Annotated in this window: 20 protein-coding genes; 11 read left to right on the top strand and 9 right to left on the bottom strand. The window is 61.8% G+C overall.

Annotation, left to right across the window (positions count from 1 at the left end; translation table 11 throughout):
- Positions 1 to 35: 35 nt before the first annotated feature.
- From LJY25_RS12140 to LJY25_RS12130, 3 genes are all read left to right on the top strand, one after another.
- The gene (locus LJY25_RS12140) at positions 36 to 734 is read left to right on the top strand and encodes a ClpP family protease (RefSeq protein ID WP_262908749.1); all 699 of its coding nucleotides are present in this window, start codon (positions 36 to 38) and stop codon (positions 732 to 734) included.
- A 212-nt stretch (positions 735 to 946) separates the two neighbouring features.
- The gene (gene clpX / locus LJY25_RS12135) at positions 947 to 2170 is read left to right on the top strand and encodes an ATP-dependent Clp protease ATP-binding subunit ClpX (RefSeq protein WP_227608610.1); all 1224 of its coding nucleotides are present in this window, start codon (positions 947 to 949) and stop codon (positions 2168 to 2170) included.
- 373 nt (positions 2171 to 2543) lie between these two features.
- Positions 2544 to 3176, top strand: coding sequence for a class I SAM-dependent methyltransferase (locus LJY25_RS12130; RefSeq protein WP_227608609.1), 633 nt, complete (start codon positions 2544 to 2546; stop codon positions 3174 to 3176).
- An 83-nt stretch (positions 3177 to 3259) separates the two neighbouring features.
- On the opposite strand, the gene LJY25_RS12125 is transcribed toward LJY25_RS12130, so the two are convergent.
- The 5 genes from LJY25_RS12125 to LJY25_RS12105 form a co-directional block, all read right to left on the bottom strand.
- The gene (locus LJY25_RS12125) at positions 3260 to 4498 is read right to left on the bottom strand and encodes a hypothetical protein (RefSeq protein ID WP_227608608.1); all 1239 of its coding nucleotides are present in this window, start codon (positions 4496 to 4498) and stop codon (positions 3260 to 3262) included.
- Between the two features lie 433 nt (positions 4499 to 4931).
- Positions 4932 to 6044, bottom strand: coding sequence for a lipid-A-disaccharide synthase (gene lpxB / locus LJY25_RS12120; RefSeq protein WP_227608607.1), 1113 nt, complete (start codon positions 6042 to 6044; stop codon positions 4932 to 4934).
- A 123-nt stretch (positions 6045 to 6167) separates the two neighbouring features.
- Positions 6168 to 6584 carry a 6-pyruvoyl trahydropterin synthase family protein gene (locus LJY25_RS12115; RefSeq protein ID WP_227608606.1) on the bottom strand — a complete coding sequence of 139 codons (417 nt, stop codon included), beginning with the start codon at positions 6582 to 6584 and terminating at the stop codon, positions 6168 to 6170.
- A 126-nt stretch (positions 6585 to 6710) separates the two neighbouring features.
- The gene (locus LJY25_RS12110) at positions 6711 to 7712 is read right to left on the bottom strand and encodes a FecCD family ABC transporter permease (RefSeq protein ID WP_227608605.1); all 1002 of its coding nucleotides are present in this window, start codon (positions 7710 to 7712) and stop codon (positions 6711 to 6713) included.
- Entirely contained in the window at positions 7709 to 8626 is a 918-nt protein-coding gene (locus tag LJY25_RS12105) for an ABC transporter substrate-binding protein (protein WP_227608604.1), read from the bottom strand. Before LJY25_RS12105 ends, LJY25_RS12110 begins: the two co-directional genes overlap by 4 nt.
- Positions 8627 to 8968: 342 nt before the next feature.
- Between LJY25_RS12105 and rfaD the strand changes: the two genes are divergently transcribed.
- Both rfaD and LJY25_RS12095 read left to right on the top strand, forming a co-directional pair.
- Positions 8969 to 9934 carry an ADP-glyceromanno-heptose 6-epimerase gene (gene rfaD / locus LJY25_RS12100; RefSeq protein WP_227608603.1) on the top strand — a complete coding sequence of 322 codons (966 nt, stop codon included), beginning with the start codon at positions 8969 to 8971 and terminating at the stop codon, positions 9932 to 9934.
- Positions 9935 to 10098: 164 nt separating this feature from the next.
- Entirely contained in the window at positions 10099 to 11478 is a 1380-nt protein-coding gene (locus tag LJY25_RS12095) for an FAD/NAD(P)-binding protein (RefSeq protein ID WP_227608602.1), read from the top strand.
- A 50-nt stretch (positions 11479 to 11528) separates the two neighbouring features.
- Here the strand turns inward: LJY25_RS12095 and LJY25_RS12090 are convergent, their stop codons facing one another.
- From LJY25_RS12090 to LJY25_RS12080, 3 genes are all read right to left on the bottom strand, one after another.
- Entirely contained in the window at positions 11529 to 12650 is a 1122-nt protein-coding gene (locus LJY25_RS12090) for a metallophosphoesterase (protein WP_227608601.1), read from the bottom strand.
- A 132-nt stretch (positions 12651 to 12782) separates the two neighbouring features.
- Positions 12783 to 13025 (bottom strand): hypothetical protein, encoded by a 243-nt coding sequence (locus LJY25_RS12085; protein WP_227608600.1) that lies wholly within the window; start codon positions 13023 to 13025, stop codon positions 12783 to 12785.
- Between the two features lie 203 nt (positions 13026 to 13228).
- Positions 13229 to 14233 (bottom strand): zinc-binding dehydrogenase, encoded by a 1005-nt coding sequence (locus tag LJY25_RS12080; RefSeq protein ID WP_227608599.1) that lies wholly within the window; start codon positions 14231 to 14233, stop codon positions 13229 to 13231.
- 257 nt (positions 14234 to 14490) lie between these two features.
- Here LJY25_RS12080 and LJY25_RS12075 point away from each other — a divergent pair, with 257 nt between their 5' ends.
- Complete coding sequence (locus LJY25_RS12075) at positions 14491 to 14940, top strand: MarR family winged helix-turn-helix transcriptional regulator (RefSeq protein WP_227608598.1); 450 nt, start codon at positions 14491 to 14493, stop codon at positions 14938 to 14940.
- 59 nt (positions 14941 to 14999) lie between these two features.
- Here LJY25_RS12075 and LJY25_RS12070 read toward each other — a convergent pair whose 3' ends face one another.
- Positions 15000 to 15407 (bottom strand): thiol-disulfide oxidoreductase DCC family protein, encoded by a 408-nt coding sequence (locus tag LJY25_RS12070; protein ID WP_227608597.1) that lies wholly within the window; start codon positions 15405 to 15407, stop codon positions 15000 to 15002.
- A gap of 328 nt (positions 15408 to 15735) precedes the next feature.
- Between LJY25_RS12070 and LJY25_RS12065 the strand changes: the two genes are divergently transcribed.
- From LJY25_RS12065 to LJY25_RS12045, 5 genes are all read left to right on the top strand, one after another.
- A complete protein-coding gene (locus LJY25_RS12065; protein ID WP_227608596.1) occupies positions 15736 to 16248 on the top strand; it encodes a hypothetical protein in 513 nt (170 codons plus the stop codon).
- Positions 16249 to 16466: 218 nt separating this feature from the next.
- Entirely contained in the window at positions 16467 to 16934 is a 468-nt protein-coding gene (locus LJY25_RS12060; RefSeq protein ID WP_227608595.1) for a hypothetical protein, read from the top strand.
- A 129-nt stretch (positions 16935 to 17063) separates the two neighbouring features.
- Complete coding sequence (locus LJY25_RS12055) at positions 17064 to 18590, top strand: HTTM domain-containing protein (protein ID WP_227608594.1); 1527 nt, start codon at positions 17064 to 17066, stop codon at positions 18588 to 18590.
- Positions 18591 to 18804: 214 nt separating this feature from the next.
- The gene (locus tag LJY25_RS12050) at positions 18805 to 19815 is read left to right on the top strand and encodes an MBL fold metallo-hydrolase (protein ID WP_227608593.1); all 1011 of its coding nucleotides are present in this window, start codon (positions 18805 to 18807) and stop codon (positions 19813 to 19815) included.
- 169 nt (positions 19816 to 19984) lie between these two features.
- Positions 19985 to 20872 (top strand): RES domain-containing protein, encoded by an 888-nt coding sequence (locus tag LJY25_RS12045; RefSeq protein WP_227608592.1) that lies wholly within the window; start codon positions 19985 to 19987, stop codon positions 20870 to 20872.
- Positions 20873 to 20930 lie beyond the last annotated feature (58 nt).

Genomic DNA, 20930 nt, shown 5'->3' with positions numbered 1-20930 from the left:
CCTAGCTTCCATCTCCAATCTTCTTCTTTCCCATCATGCTGAATAAACAAGAGTTCCGCAAGTTTGCCGTTAAGCATCAGGGCCTGAGCGGCCTGGGCGTAGACCAGTACCTGCACCACATCGAAGGGCAGTCCAACCAGCTGATTACGGGCATGACCCGCTCGGTTATTGAGGAACGCCCCACGCGCTTTGCCGAAATCGACGTATTCTCCCGCCTGATCATGGACCGCATCGTGTTCCTGGGCACGGCCGTCGACGATTATATTGCCAACATCCTCACGGCGCAGATGCTGTTCCTGGAGTCGGTTGACGCCAAGAAGGACATCCTGCTGTACATCAACTCGCCTGGCGGCTCGGTGTACGCCGGCCTCGGCATCTACGACACCATGCAGTACGTGGGCCCCGACGTGGCGACCATCTGCACCGGCCTGGCTGCCTCGATGGGCGCCGTGCTCTTGGCCGGTGGTGCCAAGGACAAGCGTTCGGCCCTCCCCCATGCCCGCGTGATGATTCACCAGCCCTCGGGCGGCGTGCAGGGTCAGTCGTCGGACATTGAAATTACGGCCCGGGAAATCCTCAAGCTTAAGAAGGAGCTATACGACATCCTGGCCAAGCACACCGGCAAAACCTACCAGGAAGTGCACGACAACTCCGACCGCGACTACTGGATGCGCGCCGACGAGGCCAAAGAGTACGGCCTGATCGACGAGGTGCTGGAGAAAAAATCGGCTTAACTGCCTTTTTATCCAGCCGGAGCTTTCTCCGGTAACTAACTTGACAGAAGCCCGCTTTCGGTTGCAACCCGAAGGCGGGCTTCTTGTTCTATTAAAGTAAGGAGCCACCTGAACGGCACTTTTTTTCGTGCGCAGGGCGTTGGCCTTTTCGTACCTTTGATGTTGCTTCGCGGCAGCTACCCTCTTCTACCCTTATTTCGAGCGCCTCCCCAATGGCAGATATCACGTGTTCCTTCTGCGGCAAGAATAAAAAAGACGTCTCGGTCATGATTTCCGGCATCAACGCCCACATCTGTGAGCGGTGCGTAGGTCAGGCCCAGCAGATTCTGAACGAGGAAAATAAAATCCGCTCGAACAGCAAGACGCCGAAGTTCAACCTGGTGAAGCCCCGGGAAATGAAGGACTACCTCGACCAGTACGTGGTGGGCCAGGACGAAGCCAAGAAGGTGATGTCGGTAGCGGTGTACAACCACTACAAGCGCCTGATGCAGAAGCCCCAGAAGGATGATGTAGTGATTGAGAAGTCCAACATCATCATGGTGGGCGAAACCGGCACCGGCAAGACTTTCCTGGCCCGCATGCTGGCCAACATCCTGCAGGTTCCCTTCTGCATTGCCGACGCCACCGTGCTGACCGAGGCCGGCTACGTAGGCGAAGACGTGGAAAGCATCCTGACCCGCCTGCTGCAGTCGGCCGACTACAACGTGGAGGCGGCCGAGCGCGGCATCGTTTACATCGACGAGATTGACAAGATTGCCCGCAAGAGCGACAACCCCAGCATCACCCGCGACGTGAGCGGCGAAGGCGTGCAGCAGGCGATGCTGAAGCTGCTGGAAGGCACTACGGTGAATGTGCCCCCGCACGGCGGCCGCAAGCACCCCGAGCAGAAGATGATTACGGTGAACACCGAGAACATCCTGTTCATCTGCGGCGGCGCCTTCGTGGGCATCGACCGGATCATCAAAAACCGTCTGAACACCAAGCCCATCGGCTTTGCCAAGACGATTCTGGAAGACAAGATTGACACCCAGAACTTTTTGCGCTACGTCACGGCCCAGGACCTGAAGGCGTTCGGCCTGATTCCGGAGCTGATCGGCCGCCTGCCGGTGCTCACCCACCTCAACCCGCTCGACCACGCTACCCTGCGCAAGATCCTGACCGAGCCCAAGAACTCGATCGTGAAGCAGTACAACCGCCTGTTCGAGATGGAAGGCATCCAGCTTTCGTTCTCGGAAGAAGCGCTGGAGTACATCGTGGTAAAGGCCGACGAGTACCGCCTTGGTGCCCGGGGCCTGCGCTCCATCTGCGAGAGTATCATGACCGACGCCATGTTCGACATGCCCTCCGAGGAAGGCGTGCAGGAGCTGGTCATCGACCTGGACTACGCCCAGAGCAAGTTCGAGAAGTCGCCGCTGAAGCAGTTGCGCGCGGCGTAGCAGACATCGAGTAACATTGCCAGAGAGGCCGGAAAGTTGCGTTACTTTCCGGCCTCTTCGTTTTTATAGCCGACTATGAATTTCGTTTAGGTCATTGCCTTTATCCTGCTGGTTGCCTAGTGGCTTGGCTTTCGATGGTTCCGTTTTCATACATCAAGCCATATATTTTCCGCGTCAATCCACCGGGGCTTCCTAATAGCGGCGGTAGCAACGCTAGTCGTGACCATACAGGTGGCAGAATGAGTTATTCGCCGACGGTAGTTTTAGTTTGTGGCGCCATAGAAGTCCGGCAAGATCTTATTCACTAACCCAAAAGCTGCTCTATTGTACTCGCCGCATTCAATAGCCTCCTAGGTTGCCTTACCTTCTGCTTATGAACTCCTCCCCTTCTACTGTACACAGTGCCGAGCAGGAACTGGCCGAGCAGCGCCGCCGCTGGAATCAGGCCTTTCTGGATAAGCAATGGCGAAAGACCCGCTTTAACCCCGAACCAAATACACTGCTCGTCGACGCCGTGAGCGGCCGTACCCCGGGCGCGGCGCTGGACGTGAACATGGGCGAGGGCCGCAATGCCCTGTACCTGGCCCGGCAGGGCTGGCAGGTAACCGGCGTCGACGTAGCTGACCAGGCGCTGGCATTTGCCCGGGAGCGGGCCGCTCAGCAGGGAGTGCAGCTCACCACGATAGAGCAGAACACCATTACCTACGACTGGGGCAGCAAATGGGACCTTGTGCTTCTGTGCTATGCCGACGAAGACGCCCACGCTGCCCGGGCCTGGGAAGCACTTCGGCCCGGCGGCCTGGTGGTGTTCGAAAACTTTCACGCCGACGTGAACCAGGTATGGGGCAGCAAACTGGGCAAGCAAGTAGGATTTGCCACCAACGAGCTGAAGAACCTGTACACGGCCGCGGGCTTTCAGGTTCTGCGCTACGAGGAGCCGGTGGGTGTGGCCGACTTCACCCGGGAGACGCACCGGCTGGTGAGGCTAATAGCCCAGAAACCCTGAAGAGCAGTTTGCCTGGATGGTCAAGTCAATAAAAAAGGGGAGCCGAATCCGGCTCCCCTTTTTGCTTCTGAATATCCGGTCGTCTAGCGACGGGTCCGCTGTCCGCGGCCGTTGAGGAAGAACTCCGGGTTGCTCTGGTACTGCTGGAACTGCTCAGCCGTGACGAGGGTCTTCAGCCCGGCCTCGAACTGCCCACGGGCACCGGCCTCGTTCTGGCCCCGGTCCCGCACGTAAGTCTCGGCAATCTGGCGGATGGCGTCACGCTGATTGGTGTGCAGCTCGCCGAAGCGCTGCTCGAAGCGGTTGGTAATGGCACCGGCAGCTTCCCCCTGGGTGCGCGGGCCGCGTACTTCCGTCGGACGCGGGCCCTTGCCCGTGAGCACGTACTCGCGGTTGTTCTGGTAGAGCTGGAACTGCTCGGCCGTAGCGCCCGAGCGCAGGTTGGTTTCGAACTGGGTACGGGCACCGGCTTCATTCTGGCCCCGGTCCCGCACGTAGGTGTTGGCAATCTGACGCAGTCCGTCGCGCTGCCCGTTGTTCAGGCCGCCCAGCAACTGCTCCATCCGGTTCACGATACCTGCTGCCTGAGCTGCAGCCGTAGCCGTCTGATTTTCTCCATTCTGGCCCTGGGCCGCGGCCTCGCCGGAAGTCTGATACAGCGCTCCCGGAGTTTGAGGCTGGGTTTTCGTTCCTCCGGTCCGCTGTCCGCGGCCGTTAAGGAAGAACTCCGGGTTGCTCTGGTACTGCTGGAACTGCTCAGCCGTGACGAGGGTCTTCAGCCCGGCCTCGAACTGCCCACGGGCACCGGCCTCGTTCTGGCCCCGGTCCCGCACGTAAGTCTCGGCAATCTGGCGGATGGCGTCACGCTGATTGGTGTGCAGCTCGCCGAAGCGCTGCTCGAAGCGGTTGGTAATGGCACCGGCAGCTTCCCCCTGGGTGCGCGGGCCGCGTACTTCCGTCGGACGCGGGCCCTTGCCCGTGAGCACGTACTCGCGGTTGTTCTGGTAGAGCTGGAACTGCTCGGCCGTAGCGCCCGAGCGCAGGTTGGTTTCGAACTGGGTACGGGCACCGGCTTCATTCTGGCCCCGGTCCCGCACGTAGGTGTTGGCAATCTGACGCAGTCCGTCGCGCTGCCCGTTGTTCAGGCCGCCCAGCAACTGCTCCATCCGGTTCACGATGCCCGCTGCCTGAGCTGCAGCATCGGCGGTCTGGGCTATTGCCTGGTAGGGCAGCAGCGCGGGAGCAACGGTAAGGGCAACTATGCTCAAATTAGCAAGGGAGGCCGCAGCCACGATGCTCTTGAAAGAGGTTGTGAGTTTCATATTAGTGGGAAAGTGAATTTGACTTAGGTGGTAAAGCGGGAAGCGGCGCTTCCAAATCAGATGCCAACTCCACCGGCCCTCATACGAGCCTTTCCCAAAATATTCCTGAATTTTACGTTAAAAATTTTTCAACACTCTTTTTATCAACTGATTACATCAACAATAAAATTGGATAAAACTTTACCTAATTAAATTCTACCTTCCCCTGTCTTACCTCCCCGCTGAGCAGAATGTATATGGCAACCACGCTGAATGAACGCCTTCTGCTGGGTCTGCAATTGTACTATACTTAAGCTGGCCAGCCGAAACGCAACTCCGGTGACCATAGCCGGTCTTGCCCACCCGGCACCGGGCTGACATGCAAACGGCCTTCCTCCCGCCCCAGAGCGCGAAAGGAAGGCCGGGTAAGCAAACGGCTGTATAGGGAAGTGCCCTACTTTTTCAGATATCCTACCATCAGTTCGGCAGCTTTGCGGGCGGCGTTATGGCGACCAAGCTTTTCGCGCAGCTCGGCGTAGCCGGCTTTCTGGTGGCTTATGTAGGCGGGGTCTTCGGTGAGCTTTTTAAGTTCCTGCACCAGGTTGCGGGCCGTGAATTCGCCCTGAATCAGCTCCTTTACGACTTCGCGGCCGGCAATCAGATTCACCAGGGAAATAAACGGCACCTTGATGACCGCCTTGCCAATGGCATACGACACGGCGCTGGTGCGGTAGCACACCACCTGGGGCACGTCGAGCAGGGCCGTTTCCAGCGTGGCGGTGCCGGAGGTAACCATGGCCACATCGGCGTGGTGAAGCAGGTCGTAGGTCTGGTCGAAGACGATGCTGATGTTCTGGCCCCGCTGGAAGTTGCGGTAGTAGCCGGGGTCGAGGTTGCCCACGGCCGCAATAACGAACTGGTAGTTCAGGAAAGGCGGCAGGATAGACAGCATCACGTAGAGGATTTCCTCAATCTCCTGCTTGCGCGACCCCGGCAGCACCGCAATGATGGGCTTGTCGAGCGGAATCTGGTTTCGCTCCCGGAAGTCATTGGTGGGCACGTGTTCGGCCACCGCGTCCACGGTAGGGTTGCCGATGTAGTCGACCTTGTAGTCGAACTTGCCATAGAACTCCGACTCGAAGGGCAGAATCACGAACATCCGATCTACAACGGCCTTGATCTTATGCACCCGGCTTTGGTTCCAGGCCCATATTTTCGGCGAGATGTAGTAGAAGACCTTGATGCCGAGCTGCTTGGCAAACGCGGCTACCCGCATGTTGAAGCCGGCGTAATCCACCAGAATCACTACGTCGGGCTTGTAGGCCACCATATCCCGCTCACACTCCCGGAGGTAGCCGCGGAACTTGAGCACACTGGTGGCCGCCTCCCAGAAGCCCATGATGGACATCTCCTGATAGTGGCGCACCAGCTCGCCGCCCTGGGCCTGCATAAAGTCGCCGCCCCAGAAGCGGAACTCAGCTGCCGGGTCCTGCTGACGAAGCTCCCGCATGAGGTGGGAAGCGTGCAGGTCGCCGGACCGCTCCCCGGCAATCAGGTAGTATTTCATCTTCAATTAAGAATTAAGAATTAGGAATTAAGAATCGGGAGGCTTAACAATCAGGAACCGATTCTGCGGAAATCAGGCGTCCGCGCATCCATTCTTAATTCCTAATTCCTAATTCTTAATTAACTACGAACCGTAGTACTCCACAAAGTTGCGGGGCGTTTCGTAGAGCTTGATGCAGTGGAGCCGGGCGGTGGTGATGCCAGGCAGCTCGCGCTCCAGGATTTCCCAGAAAGCCACCACCAGATTTTCGGTGCTGGCCATTTTGCCGGCCATGAAGGGCACGTCGAGATTAAGGTTCTTATGGTCGACCTGGTCGGTGATGTGGCGGCGGATAAGCGTGGACAGTGCCTTCAGGTCGACCACAAAGCCGGTTTCGGGATTGGGCTGGCCTTTCACCGTCACGATCAGGTCGTAGTTGTGGCCGTGCCAGTTGGTATTGGCGCACGGACCGAATACCTCGCGGTTGCGCTCATCGGTCCAGGCGGGGTTGTGCAGCTTATGAGCGGCGTTGAAGTGCTCCTGCCGGCTGACGTAAATCATTCGTTGAGGTGTTGGATTTTTGGGGTCTTAGGGTCTTGGATAACAGATGTTTGGTTTCGTGTTTGAATCAAGAATGTTTAGTACAAACACTGCTGAACATCATCCAAGGCTCCAACAACCAAGACGCTAAGACCCTTTTCGCCGCAGCAAATATACGAAGAACGGTACGCCGAACAGGGCCGTAATCAGCCCCACCGGCAAACCGGCCGGCGGATACAGCACCCGGGCCAGCAGGTCGCAGGCCAGTAGAAAGTTGCCGCCGAGCAGGGCGCAGAACAGCAGGTTCATCCGGCCCGTGACGCCCAGCAGCCAGCGGGTGAGGTGCGGCACCATCAGCCCCACAAAGCCGATGGGCCCGCACAGCGCCACCACGCAGCCCGTCAGCGCCGAGGCCGTCAGCACCAGAATCCAGCGGGTGCGGGCCACGTCGACGCCCAGGGCCTGAGCCCGCTCCTCCCCCAGCAGCAGGATGGACAAATCTTTTTGCAGAAACCCAAACAGCAGCAGGGCCAGCGCCAGGGCCGCGGCCGGGTAAGGCAGCAGGTCCCAGCCGGCCCGCTCAAAGCTGCCCATCGCCCAGAACACGACCGTGCGCAGCTTGCCCTCGGAGGTAGACAGAAAGGTGAGCAGCCCGCCGATGGAGGTAGTCAGGGAGCTGAGGGCTACCCCGGCCAGCAAGAGCTGAGCCGGAATGATCCGCCCCTGCCGGGTGCCCAGCGCCACTACCACGAGCGTGGTGCCCAGCGCCCCGGCCAGCGCCGCTATTGGCGGCAGGTACAAGCCGTGCAGCATCACGTCGGGCAGCAGGGCAAAGCACAGAATGGCGCCCAGCGAAGCGCCCGAGGCTGTGCCGAGCAGGTAGGGGTCGGCCAGGGCGTTGTTGACCATGGCCTGCATCAGGTAGCCGCTCACCGCCAGCCCGGCCCCGGCCAGCAGCGCCAGCAGCAGGCGGGGCAGGCGCAGCTGCACCAGCACGAGCTGGGCCGGGTCGGAAGGGTCGTAGTGCAGCAGGGTGCGGCCGATAAAGGCATAGTCGAGCGCGAAGGAGCCTACCCGCAGGCCCACGACCAGCAGCACCAGCAGGAGCAGCAGGGAAGCCAGAATCCAGGGACCGGGCCGGCGCCTCATGGGGCGGGCGGGGCCCCGATCAGCCGGTGCAGCTCCCGCACCGATTCCACCACCCGCGGGCCGGGCCGCTCCATCAGGTCGCCGGTAATGCCGTAGACCCGGCGCGCTTTATAGGCTTTGATTTGCCGCAGCTCGGGGTATTTACGGAAAAAGGTGCTGTCCAGCTTGCCGAACGAGCCGCCGATGAGCACGTCGGGGTTGAGCTGGAGAATATACTCCCGGGTGAGGGCAGGGTAGGGCTGGGCAAACTTTTCGACCACCGCATTCCGCCCCCCGGCCAGGCTGATCTTGTCGGTAAACAGCGTGTTCTGCCCGTAGACGTAAATCGGGTCCTGCCAGGTGATGGCGAGCACCGCCGGACCTTTGCCAGACTTAGGCAGCTGCTGAACCGCCTTCAGCGCCGTCCCGAGCGAATCCGTGACGCGGCGGGCCTGCTCAGTCCGCCCCAGAATCCGACCCAGATCGGTTAGTCCGCGCAGCACGTCGGCCACCTGGTCGTACTTCTGGTAGTACACCGGAATGCCGAGCTGCTGCAGGCGGGCCGCGTCGTCGAGGGAGGTGATGCCGTCGGTGGTGAAGACGATGTCGGGATGAAGCTTCACCAGTCCTTCCAGATCCAGCGGGTAGCTGTTCACGACGGGCTTGCGCAGGGCCGCGGCCGGAAAGTCGCAGACCTGGGTGCGACCCACGATGGTGGCGGTGTCGGCCACGGCGTACAGCATCTCGGTCATCGACGGAGCCAGCGCCATAATCCGGCGCGGCGTGCTCACCACGTTCAGCTTACGGCCCAGGTCGTCGGTGAGCGTGCGGCGGGCAGCGGGCTGGTCGGTGGCGGGGGGCGGGTCGGCGTGGCAGGCGGCCAGCAAAGCCAGCAGGGCCAGCCCGCCGAGCCGCCGCAGGGCAGATGAAAGCATAGGCAAAGGTAACGGCCGCCGGCAAAAGGCAGTAGCAGGGTTTTTCTCTACTTTTGGACCCGTAGCCTATTGCCCAACCCAAGCTCAAGAGCGGGTTAGAAGCTAGTTTCCCTCCTCAGATGATGTTGCGCATCAAGCAAGGAGGGGTGCCCGAAGGGCGGGGTGGTTTACCGGCGTTGAACGACTTATAGATTTAATTCTAGCTCTAACAATCATTCAACGAGTATCAACTACCCCCGGCCCCTCCTTGCTTGATGCGCAACATCATCTGAGGAGGGGAGCTAACTTCTAGCGGCTAGCTTTAGTAATTCGCGCTCCTGAAAACCTGAAATACCACCTCCTATGATAGTCGTCACCGGAGCCGCCGGCTTTATTGCCAGTGGCCTTGTTACCCGTCTCAACGCCGCCAACTTCAACGACATCGTGGTGGTAGACAATTTCACGGTCGAGCGGAAGCTGGCCAACCTGAAGGGCAAGCGCCTCCGGGAGTACGTGGACCGCAACGAGTTTTTCGACTGGCTCGACCAGCACCACGAGGAGGTTGAGTTCATCTTCCACCTCGGCGCCCGCACCGACACCACCGAAAAGAGCGTGGAAATCTTCAACCTGCTCAACCTCGACTATTCCAAGCAGATGTGGCAGGCCTGCTGCCGCTACCAGCTGCCGTTGGTGTATGCCTCCTCGGCGGCCACCTACGGCTCCGGCTCCCTGGGCTACGTGGACGATGAGTCTATTCTGCCCTTGCTGCGCCCGCTCAATCCGTACGGCGACTCCAAGAACGACTTCGACAACTGGGCCATCCAGCAGGAGGAAAAGCCGTTCTTCTGGGCCGGGCTGAAGTTCTTCAACGTGTACGGCCCCAACGAGTACCACAAGGGCCGGATGGCCTCGGTGATATTTCACGCTTTCCAGCAGATTCAGCGCACCGGCTCGATGGAGCTGTTCCGCTCCCACAATCCCGACTACACTGACGGCGGGCAGATGCGTGACTTCGTGTACGTGAAGGATGTGGCCGAAGTATGCTACTTTCTGATGCGCCACCGCCAGAACTCCGGCATCTACAACCTGGGCTCGGGCGAGGCCCGCACCTTCCTGGATTTGGCCCTGAACACGTTTGAGGCCCTGGGCCGTACCGCCGACATCACCTTCAAGGACACCCCCGAGGACATCCGCGACACCTACCAGTACTACACCCAGGCCGACATGCAAAAGCTGCGCACCATCGGTTACGAGCAGCCGTTCACGCGGCTGGAGGATGGAATCCGGGACTACGTGCAGAACTATCTGGTGAGCGGCAGCTACTATTAAACCTATTCCACGCCTTTTGTAGCCAAAACCGGCTCACTGCTGCCCGGCCGTACTAACCCCACGGCCGGGCTTGCCGTTTGTAGGCCACGGCGCAAGCAGGGCCACGTTCTGCCAATCCTGCTTTACTTAGGGGCTCGTTCAGGGTACAACACACTTCCACCACGGTGCAGCGACAAACCATTACGATTGTAGGCGGCGGGTTTTCCGGGTCGATGGTGGCGCTGCAGCTGGCGCGCCTGCCTGGCGGCCCGTACGCGTGCGACGTGCACCTGGTGGAGCCCCGCCCCGCCCCCGGCCCGGGACTGGCGTACTCAGCGGCCCGCCCCGAGTACCTGCTCAACGTGCGCACCCAAAACCTGAGCGCCTTTCCCGACGAGCCCGCCCACTTTGCTTCTTGGCTGCGGGAAAAGCAGCTGCCCGCCTGCGAGTTCTGCAGCCGCCAGACCTACGGCGACTACCTGCGCGAGCTGACGGCCGGGCTGCTGGCCGCCCCGGCCGCCAATGGCGTCCGCTTCTTCTGGCACCACCAGTCTGCCGTCGGAGCTACCGTCAATGCCGACGGCCTGACTGCCACGGTCCGCCTCGCGAACGGCCGGGAAATCAGCAGCCACCGCGTAGTGCTGGCTTTGGGCAACTTTCCGCCCCCGCCGCCCGCGGGTCCGGCCACCGAGTACCTGGCTCACCCCACCTACCACCCCGACCCTTGGGCCCCGGGCGCCCTGCAAAGCATCGAGGCCCAGGACTCCATCCTGCTCATCGGCTCGGGCCTGACGGCGGTGGACGTGCTGCTGGGTTTGCGGGCTACCGGCCACCAGGGCCCGATTAAAGTGGTGTCCCGGCACGGCCGGTGGCCAATGGAGCACAGCCGCGTGCATAGCCACTACCCCGACTTCTACGCCGACAAGCTGGCCGGCCTTACCAACATAGGGGCCGTGGTGCGGGTGCTGCGGGAAGAAGTGCGGCTAGCGGCGGAACAGGGCGTCAACTGGCGGGCGGTACTCGACTCCCTCCGCCCCCACCTGGGTCAGATCTGGGCGGCGTGGCCCGAAGCCGAGCAGGCCCGGTTCCTGCGCCACCTGGCTTCCCTGTGGACCACGCTGCGCCACCGGAGCCCGCCTCAGAACGCCCGCATTATCCGGGATATGCTGACCACCGGACAGATTCGGATGAGCGCCGGACGGGTGCGGCAGATTCTGCCCCGCAGCCGCTACCTGGCCGTGCAGATCAGCCGCGGGCCCCGTACCGAGTGGCTCACGGCCCGCCATATCATCACCTGCACCGGCCCCCTGCTCGACTACAGCCGCATTGCCGACCCGCTGGTAAGGGAGCTGCGCGAAACCGGGCAGCTGGTTTCCGACTCCCTGCGACTGGGCATGGTAACCGATGCGCACGGTGCCCTCATCAACGCCCGGGGCGAGGCTTCTACCATCTTCTCAACTCTCGGCCCCAGTCGCCGCCCAGCCTACTTTGAATCTACGGCCGTGCCTGAGCTGCGCCAGCAGGCTGCGGACCTGGCCCGGTACCTCGGCCAAGGCTTATTTTAAGAGTTCGATGTTGAGACATAAGCACTCAGAGCTTATGTCTAACAAAAAGCTTACTGCGCTACCGCCCGGGCAACCTGAGTCGTCGAGCCGCTGATGAGGTGCACGTAGTACACACCCGCCCTGAGGCTGCCCCGCTCCCAGATAATCTGGTGCTTGCCCACGCCTAGCTCGCCGTCGTACAGCCGGGCTACCACCTTTCCCGTCACGTCGAGCACGCGCAGCTGCACGGGTCCAGATGCGGGCTGGGAAAACTCCACGGTAGTGGTTTCGCGAAACGGGTTAGGCACGACCAGGTAGAGCTCCGCTGCATTTGGCGGCCCCGGAAGTAGGGTGTGCGAGTCAATCCGCTTGCCCGTGCGGGTGTAGAACTGCACCGTCAGACTATCGGGGGTAGCCTGCAGCAGCATTGCGCCATAGTCGGCGTTGTAGAGCACCTCACTGCCCTTTACCGGGCGGGGGCGCAGCCAGTACAGACTTTTCCCGCCCAGGCCGTTCACGTAGTACGGCAGCCCGTCGACCCGCAGCCGCTCGAAGTGGTGGTCGTGGCCGGCCAGCACCATTGAGGCGCCCCATTGCCGGAAAGGCCAGCGCATCGTGGTGGTGCTGCCGTGGGAACCGGAGGAGTACGGGGCGTGGTGAAAGTACACCACCTTCCAGCGCGACTGGGAAGCGGCCAGCTCCTGCTGCAGCCACCGGGCCTGGCGGGAAGTAGAGCTAATGCCGTCAGGCTCGGAGTCGTAGCTGTTGAGCACAAAGAAATGCACGTCGCCCTTCACGAACTCGTAGTACCGCTCATTGCCGGGCAGGGTGAAGTAGCGCAGATAGGCTTCCCCGTCGCGGGTATACATATCGTGGTTGCCGAGCGAGGGGAAAAAGCGGTTTTCAGCGGCCCCCGGGCCGTACTTCCCCCGGTAGTTGCCAATGTACTCGTGGTAGTACTGGCCCACGTTGGCGTCGATGGTAGACGAGTCGCCCACGTTGTAGTTGTTGTCGCCGAGGGTGATGATAAAGTCCGGGTTCCAGCTTTTAACCAGCGTTGCCACGTCCTGCTCGGCCGGCCCGGCCTGGCCGTAGTCGCCAATGGCGGCAAAACGCTGGGCCCGGGCTGCGGAACCACTGAAAAGCAGGAAAAAGGCTAGGCTGAAATAGCAGAAGCGAAATAGCAGTGGCATAGGAAGTACAGTCGGGTCCGGCTAGGCTACGAATCAACCAGCGGCGGGTTGAAGCAGCAGGACTTGATTTTTAGCAGTCGGCTATAAAAAAAGCAGCCCTCACGGGGCTGCTGTTCAGTTTCAGGACAAGGATTAGGCCGCCATGTCAAGGTACATGGGCCGGATGGTGGCTTCTTCCTGCGTTACCGGGGCCTTAAGGTCGTCGGCGTGGCGGCGCAGGGCCCGCATCAGCAGATACTTATATTTTTCGGCATCGGCCAGGGCCTGCTCAATAGCCTGCACGGCATCATCGTAGCTAACCACCGGCTGAAGGTCGCGCCGGGGGCGACGGGCTTCAAAAACATGTCCTTCGAGGTATTCCGCAGCGTTTTTCATATCGTTTTCTTCCGTTTCAGCGTCCTTACTTGCAGCTGATTGGTAAACAGAAAACGCCCCCCGCAAATTCCTTTTCAGGCATTTTACAGCCTCAAAAAACCAAAATTATTCAACTGTTATTCAAGCACTTGCGAAGCGAGTAAAAAAACTTTACGGCTCTACCAAGGTGGGTTGCTGTCGATCCGGGGAACACCAGAAAAACGCTACTGCCTGATTCGCAGCACCACCTTGCCGAACTGCTGCCCGCCATCGAGCCGGCGCAGCGCCGATTCGCCCTCGCTCAGCTCAAACACCTCGTCTACTACCGGCACCAGCTGCTTTTCGGCTACCAGGGCCATGAGTTCGGCAAAGTCTTCCTCGGTGCCCATCGTAGAGCCCAGCACGGAAAGCTGCTTCCAGAAGATCTTGGCCGGCGGCACCTGGGGAATGGCCCCAAGCGTGCCGCCATAGAACACGATGCGTCCGCCGGGAGCCGCGACGTCGAGCAGGCTGTTGAAGCCGGGCCCGGCGGCGCTGTCCACTACTACGTCGAACGGTCCCCCGGCCTGCTGGGTGAGCCGGGCAGCCCAGTTTTCGTCGTGGTAGTTGGCGCCCCCACGGGCTCCCAGCGCTACTGCCCGCTCCAGCTTGGCCGCCGAGCCCGACGTAACCCACACATCGGCACCCCGGGCTACGGCCAGCTGCAGGGCCAGCAGGGCCACTCCCCCGCCGATGCCGGTTATCAGCACCCGCTCCCCGGTTTGCAGTCCGGCCCGGGTAAAGACCGCCCGGTAGGCCGTAACGCCCCCGAGCGGCAAAGCTGCCGCCTGCTCAAAGGTGAGGTGGGCCGGCATGGCATGCACGTAGCGCGCCGGAGCCGCCAGGTACTCGGCGAAGGTGCCCTGGCCCGGCAGCCCCACGATGGTAAAGCTTTTGGCCTGGGCGGCGGGGTTCGGGCCCCAGTTATGGCCGGGGTTCAGCACCACCGCCTGCCCCAGCCAGGCCGGGTCGGCTCCCTCCCCGACGGCTGTCACGACCCCGGCTCCGTCGGAGCCCAGGATGCAGGGAAAGCGCAGCCCGGCGTATTGCCCCTTCTGAATCCAGACGTCGCGGTGGTTTAAGGCAGCGGCCCGCAGCTGAATCAGCACTTCCCCCGGCCCGGGTGCCGGCGTGGGTACTTCGCAGAGTTCGACGGGCTGGTTGATACCGGAGAGCTGAAGGGCTTTCATAGCAGAAAAAAGGAAGTCGGAGCGAATACGCGGGCAGCTAAAGTAGCCCACAAAAAAATAGTAACCGCGATTATAGTAAACACGTTTACCAAGATCAGGAATGCCCTTTTCAGGCAATTCAGGCCCGAAGATGGTAACCCCGCCTCACTTTACCACTACCCGGTTTCTAATTCCGGACCGATTGAGTTACCCCAAGGGCCTAGGCTGCTCAACAGAGCAGTCCCCAGACTCTACTTTAACCCTGTTGTTTCCTGCTGATGAGCTCCGCCAATCCTCTGTTCTCATTTGAAAATCCCGACGACAGCCCGGGGTTTCTGCTCTGGCAGGCCACGAACCTGTGGCAGCGGGAGCTGAAAAAGGCCCTGGCCCGTTTCGACCTCACGCACGCCCAGTTCGTGGTGCTGGCCGCCGCGTACTGGCTTAGCCAGCAGCGGGAACCGGTTACCCAGGTCGCCCTGGCCGCCCACGCCCACATCGACAAGATGATGGCCAGCAAGATCCTGCGCCTGCTGGAAGGCCGCGGACTCGTGACCCGGGTTAGTCAGCAGCACGACACCCGGGCTAATGCCGTTACGCTCACGGCCACGGGAACCCGCACGGTGGTACAGGCCGCCTGGGCTGTGGAGGAGTTTGAAGCCGGATTCTTTGGGAGTGTACCTACCCTGCAAGGGCAGCTGCAGATTCTGCTGGCCGCGCAGGGTGGGTAATTGCGGATTGTTGATTATTCGAGGCCTCGTGCAACAACCAGCAATCAACAATCAACCAACTACAAAAACCGCCGGGCCAGCTCAGGGGTTGGCAGCATGCAGGACTCTTCGCGCCCAAACCACTGGTAGCGGTGCCGGGCCACAAAGCGGTACACGGCGTCGCGGATAAAAGCCGGCACTACCACGGCGGCGGACATCAGGGGCCAGGGTCCCGACAAGCCCCGCAGAATCCGCAGCACGGCTGCCGAGTGCGAGTACACCCGGCCCTGGTCAACCAGCATTATGGTTTCGGGGGCCACCACCGCGGCCGAAGCACCGTGGGCCCGCAGCAGCTCCTGCCCGGCGTCTGACTGCAGAGCCGCAAACCGGAAGCGGCCGTGCGGGTCGCGGTTGATGACAAACTGCACAAAGCCGTTGCACAGGTTGCAGACGCCGTCGAACAGAATGGTAGCGGGAGTAGAAGTCATGGCGGGGGCAGACGAAGGGCCGGAGCTGTACTAACAGCGTATTCGCGGAAAAGATACCAGCCCGCAATACGCGCCGGCCCCGGTCGGGTTCAGGCTGCCTTCCGAATCCTGGTTGACTGACGAAGAACGGGGCAAACCTGCCCCAAACTAACCCGGAGGCCACGGGGGCTGCTTTGCCTTGGGTACTCCGTATTTGTAACCAGTAGACCGCCAAGGTGAAAATCCGTATTTATTCGGGCCCTGCTTTTACGGTTGCACGACCTTGCTTTCCCGTATAGGGCGTTCAAAATCACGCACTATTCTTTCAACCAACCTCACCTTTAACACCATGAAAACGACTCGGCTAACCATCATGGCTGCTCTGGCAGCCGCTTCCCTCACCTTCGCTTCCTGTGGCAACGGCCAGACCGGCGGTGGCGACGGGGAAGGCGCAGGCAACAGCAACACTACCGGCGGGGGCTCGATGGACGCAGAAACCTCCTCGGCTGGCTCGACCGGCAGCGACATGTCGGGCTCGACCGGCGGGGCCTCCACTTCGGGCACTACCTCGGGTAGTGACATGGGTGGCGGCTCGACGTCGGGCACCACGGCTGGCGGTACTACCTCCGGCACTACCGATGGCAGCTCTACTTCCGGCAGCGGCATGGGCGGCTCCACCAGCGGCACAACCTCGGGCACCACGGCCGGCGGGTCTACGAGCGGCACGACGGCTGGCGGCTCGACGTCGGGTGGCGGCATGGGCGGCTCGACGTCGGGCACGACGGCCGGCGGCACTACCTCCGGCGGGGGTGGCAGCACGGGCGGCGGTTCGACCGGCGGCAGCACGACCGGCGGCCTCTAAGCTACCTAGCTTTTTGGTGAACCCAGAAAAGGGACGATTGCCAGCGGGTAATCGTCCCTTTTGTCTTCTCAAGGCGCTTAACCGGTGCCGCCGCAAACGTGTTTTTAAAGAATCTTTTGCCCGGCATGTAGCAATTTTCGAATATCTCACGTAAAGCACCCCGCGCCGCTCAACGGGCGCTTTCACAACCCTCCCAACCCCCAATTCACCTGAACGCTATGAAAAAGTCCAGCTTCCTGCTCAGCGCCCTGTTGTCGACCGCGCTGTTTGCCAGCTCCTGCAGCACCACCGAATCCACTACCGATGACGCCAGCACGACCGGCTCCGGGGTTACCAACTCCAGCAGCTCCGATATGGGCACCAGCGGCTCGGGCACGATGAACGACGGCACCACGAGCGGCACCACCTCCGGCTCCGCTACTTCGGGCAGCATGAGCACGTCCGGCAGCACGACCACGGGCACCACGTCGGGCTCCACCAGCGGCTCGACCACCGGTGGCTACGGCTCCACCAGCGGCTCGACCACTACCGGTACCACGAGCGGCTCTACTTCCGGCTCGACAACCGGCATGAGCACTTCGGGCTCTACGTCGGGCACCACCTCCGGCCGTACCACTACCGGAACGACCAGCGGCTCGACCAGCGGTACTACCAGTGGCACGACCAGCGGCTCCACGACCCGCTAAAGCACAGATTAGCCGGCTTCATACCGGCCGGCTGTAAACGAGAGGGCGAAAAGGCCGTTCATCAACCCGATGACGACCTTCTCGCCCTCTCGTCGTTTCTCTTCCTTTATTCCCTTTCCGCAGCAGCCTATGCCCGGACTGTTTGCCGTTCTTCGCCGGCCTTTTGTACTGGACCTGCGGGCTCTGGCTTTGATGCGCATTGCGCTGGCCGCCGTCATTCTGACGGACCTGGCTATCCGCAGCACCGACCTTGAAGCCCACTACGCCAATATGGGCGTGCTGCCCCTGCCGGTGCTGTACGAGCAGTGCTGGAACCCGTATCAGATTACCCTGCACGGCATCAGCGGGCTGTGGCAGGTGCAGGCCATCCTGTTTCTGCTGGCCGCGCTGGGGGCCCTGGCCCTGCTGCTGGGCTGGCAGACGCGCGCCGCCACGCTGTTCTGCTGGCTGATGCTGGTATCGGTGCAGAACCGCAACCCCCTGATCGGACAGGGCGGCGACGACCTGCTGCGGATGCTGTTGTTCTGGGGCTTGTTTCTGCCCTGGGGCCGGCTGTACTCACTTGACAGTCGGAACAAGGAGCGGCCTGTCGACTATGCCTACGCCAGTGCCGCGACGCTGGCCTACATCGTGCAGCTGGCACTGGTGTACTGGTGTACGGCTTTGCTGAAAAGCGCGCCGGAATGGACCCGGGACGGCACCGCCATCTACTACGCCCTGAGCTTGGATCAGGTGCTGATGCCCGGGGGCCGGCTGATTTATCCTTACCCCGGCCTGCTCCGCTTCCTCACGTTTGCTACCTACTATCTCGAGCTGCTGCTGCCGTTCGTGCTCTTTATTCCGTTTGGGGTTCGGTGGTGGCGGCTGCTGTTCGTGGGCGTGCTGTACAGCTTCCACCTGGGCATCAGCCTGACGTTGTTCGTGGGCTTGTTTTTCCTGATCAACATGGCTTCGGTGCTGGCGCTGCTGCCGCCGCTGGCCATGGACCGCCTCGAAGCCTGGTTTCGGCGGCAGACGTCCCGGTTTACGCACCATACTACCCGCCTCACGTCCTGGCGCAGCCCGGTGCAGATCCGGATTGAGTCGACGCTGACCGTTTCGGAAGGCGGGCGGCGCCTGCTGCGCGGGGTGCGCACGGCCGTGGTAAGCTCGATCCTGCTGTACGTGTGCTGGTGGAACGTGGAAGCCCTGGGCCGACCGCAGTGGTATATGTCGGACCACCTGCGCTGGCTGGGCTACCTGTTCCGCGTCGACCAGCACTGGGGCATGTTTGCCCCGGCCGTGTTTAAGGACGACGGCTGGTACATCCTCGACGGCACGACCACCACCGGCCAGCACCTGGACTTGAACCGCGGGGGCCGGCTGCGCACCAGTGCCAAGCCGGCTTCGGTGGTGGCGCTGTTCAAAAACGACCGGTGGCGCAAGTATTCGGAAAACTACCTGTTCGTCGAAAACAACTGGATGCGGCCTTACTACTGCAACTACCTGCTGCGCATCTGGCACGAAAACCCGGCCCACCCACCGCTCCGGCGGCTCGACGTGGTGTACATGAAGGAAGTCTCGCTGCCCGACTACAAAACCACGCCGCCCCGCCCCGAACTCCTCTGCAGCTGCGAGGCCCCGACTTCAACACCCCGGCCAGAAGCTCAGCAGTAGGCTGCAAAAGGCTTTTTTTGCCAACCTCCGGCCCGTAAGTGAGTATAACCGCTATGCCCTTTTCTTCCAATCCGGGAACGTAGAACTCAGCGCTTGGAAGTGTGCTGGCGCCTGCCCCAGGTAACGGCGCGACCCTTTTTACCTGTTTCGCTTCTACGCTTTTCGTTCCAGGATCTTAGCTCTGCCACTCTCTCTTCACCAAAGCCCCGCTCTCATGACCAACCATGCCACCCGTGCTACCACCCCTTCGCTGCAGGCCGTCGTGCCGGGCGTTTGGGGCCTGCGCAATGTGTTTGCCAACCTGTACTACGTGCGCGAAGGCACAGCTCCCAACGGTTTGTGGGTGTTGATTGACGCCGGCCTGCCCGGCTCGGCCGACCGCCTGCGCCGCACCGCCGAAGCCCTGTTCGGCCACGGCAACAAGCCCGCCGCCATTTTGCTGACCCACGGCCACTTCGACCACGTGGGTGCCCTCAAAACGCTGGCCGAGGAATGGGACGTGCCCGTGTATGCCCATACCCTGGAGCTGCCCTATATCACGGGCCGCTCGTCGTATCCCCCACCCGACCCCACGGTAGGCGGCGGGGCTATGGCCGCCATGTCGTTTCTGTACCCCAAGAAGCCTCTCGACTTAGGCTCCCGGGCCTTGGCCCTGCCGGCCGATGGCACGGTGCCGTTTCTGCCGGGCTGGCGCTGGATTCACACACCGGGCCATACGGCCGGACACGTGTCTTTTTTCCGTGACGCCGACCGCACCCTGATTGCCGGGGACGCCTTTACCACGGTCCGGGCTGAATCAGGCTGGTATACCTTTACCCAAGAGCAGGAAGTACACGGTCCGCCAGCCTACTTTACCCCCGACTGGCAGCAGGCCCGGCAGTCGGTACGGCTGCTGGCGGCGCTGGAACCCCGGGTGGCCGCCACCGGGCACGGCATCCCGATGCACGGCGAAACCCTGCAGCAGGGCCTGCGCGACATGGCCCAGCACTTCGACGAGCAGGTGATTCCGGCCCGCGGCCGCTACGTGAATGAGCCGGCCCTGGCCAACGAAACCGGCGTGGTATCGGTGCCCCCACCCGCCGCCAGCCGCCTGCCCTGGTGGGTAGTGGGGGCCGGTATGGCCGGCGCCGTCGCCTTCCTGGTATTCAACCGCCGCCAGAAGAAACAGCGCCGGACCTACGGCCGCTACACCGGCCCCCGCTCCGACCGCGCCCATATCCTCTAGTGAGCTTCTGATTTTTTTCAACCACCGGCCTGCCACTTTCATCCCTGACGAGAAGGCAGGCCGGTAGCTTTTTTACGCGGCAGCCTCCCTTACGCCGCTGGTTCCTGCTCTGCTTTTATCCTATCCGTAATCCGCCCCAATCCCCTTGCTTTAATTCCCGATTCGCTTCATGCGTTCCGCTTCCCACCCCTCGGATACTACTAACAACGTCGAACAGCAAATCCGGGCCCTGGAGGAGCTTGACCTGCGGGAGCATTCCGTGGAAGACCTGTTGCCCCGGATTCGGGCCCTGCTGGAAGGACAGACCCTGCGCAGCATCGCGTTTGCGCCTGGTCTGCTGCTGTACCGCGGCATTCCCTGTGAGGAGCTGCCCGCCCGCCTGAGCGAGGTGTCGTACCCGCCTGCCGACCGGGTGCAGCACGACCAGCGGGCCAACCGCGCGGGCTCGCCCATGTTCTACTGCAGCGCCACCTGGCACCCGCCGTTTTTCGAGGCTGGCGTAAAGCGGGGCGATAAGATTGTCATCACCCGCTGGAAAACCCGGACGCCGCTGCGCATTAGTTCTTTTGGCTACGCCGACGTATGCGCCGACGACCCCCACGCCGACCGGGAACAGTCGCTGTGCGAAGCCCTGAATCAGCTGCCCGACCACGTCCGGCCCCTGGCTGAGTTTCTGACCAGCGCCTTTACGCGCGCAGCCGGACCCGGGCAGGAGCACCACTACCGGCTGTCGGCGGCCATTGCCGAAGCCTGCCAGCTCGGTGAGGCCTTCGACGGGCTGCTGTATCCGTCGGCCGCCATGCCCAGTCCGGCCCATAACCTGGCCCTGCACCCACGCTGCATCGACGAGGAAAAGCTGGAGCTGCAGTACGTGGAGCATCTGGTAGTAAACCGCGTGGAGCCCGCCAGCATTGACGTCTGCTCCCTGGACTTTGCCCACGTGGCGGGGCCCGACGGCACGCTGAGCTGGCTGGGCCGGCCCGGCAACTGGGTGCTCCGTGAGGGGGGCGCAGCCACCAACTGCCGGTTTCAGAACGGGCGCTGGGAGGCGGGGTGAGTTGGTTGTTGGTTGTTGGTTGTTTAAGGAAAATATCGGGCAGATGCTCCCGAACCAA

It is taken from the genome of Hymenobacter translucens, assembly GCF_020685205.1.
Classification (GTDB): domain Bacteria; phylum Bacteroidota; class Bacteroidia; order Cytophagales; family Hymenobacteraceae; genus Hymenobacter; species Hymenobacter translucens.
The sequence above is the reverse complement of the archived record's forward strand: the minus strand, read 5'-3'. Positions and strand labels throughout refer to the sequence as shown.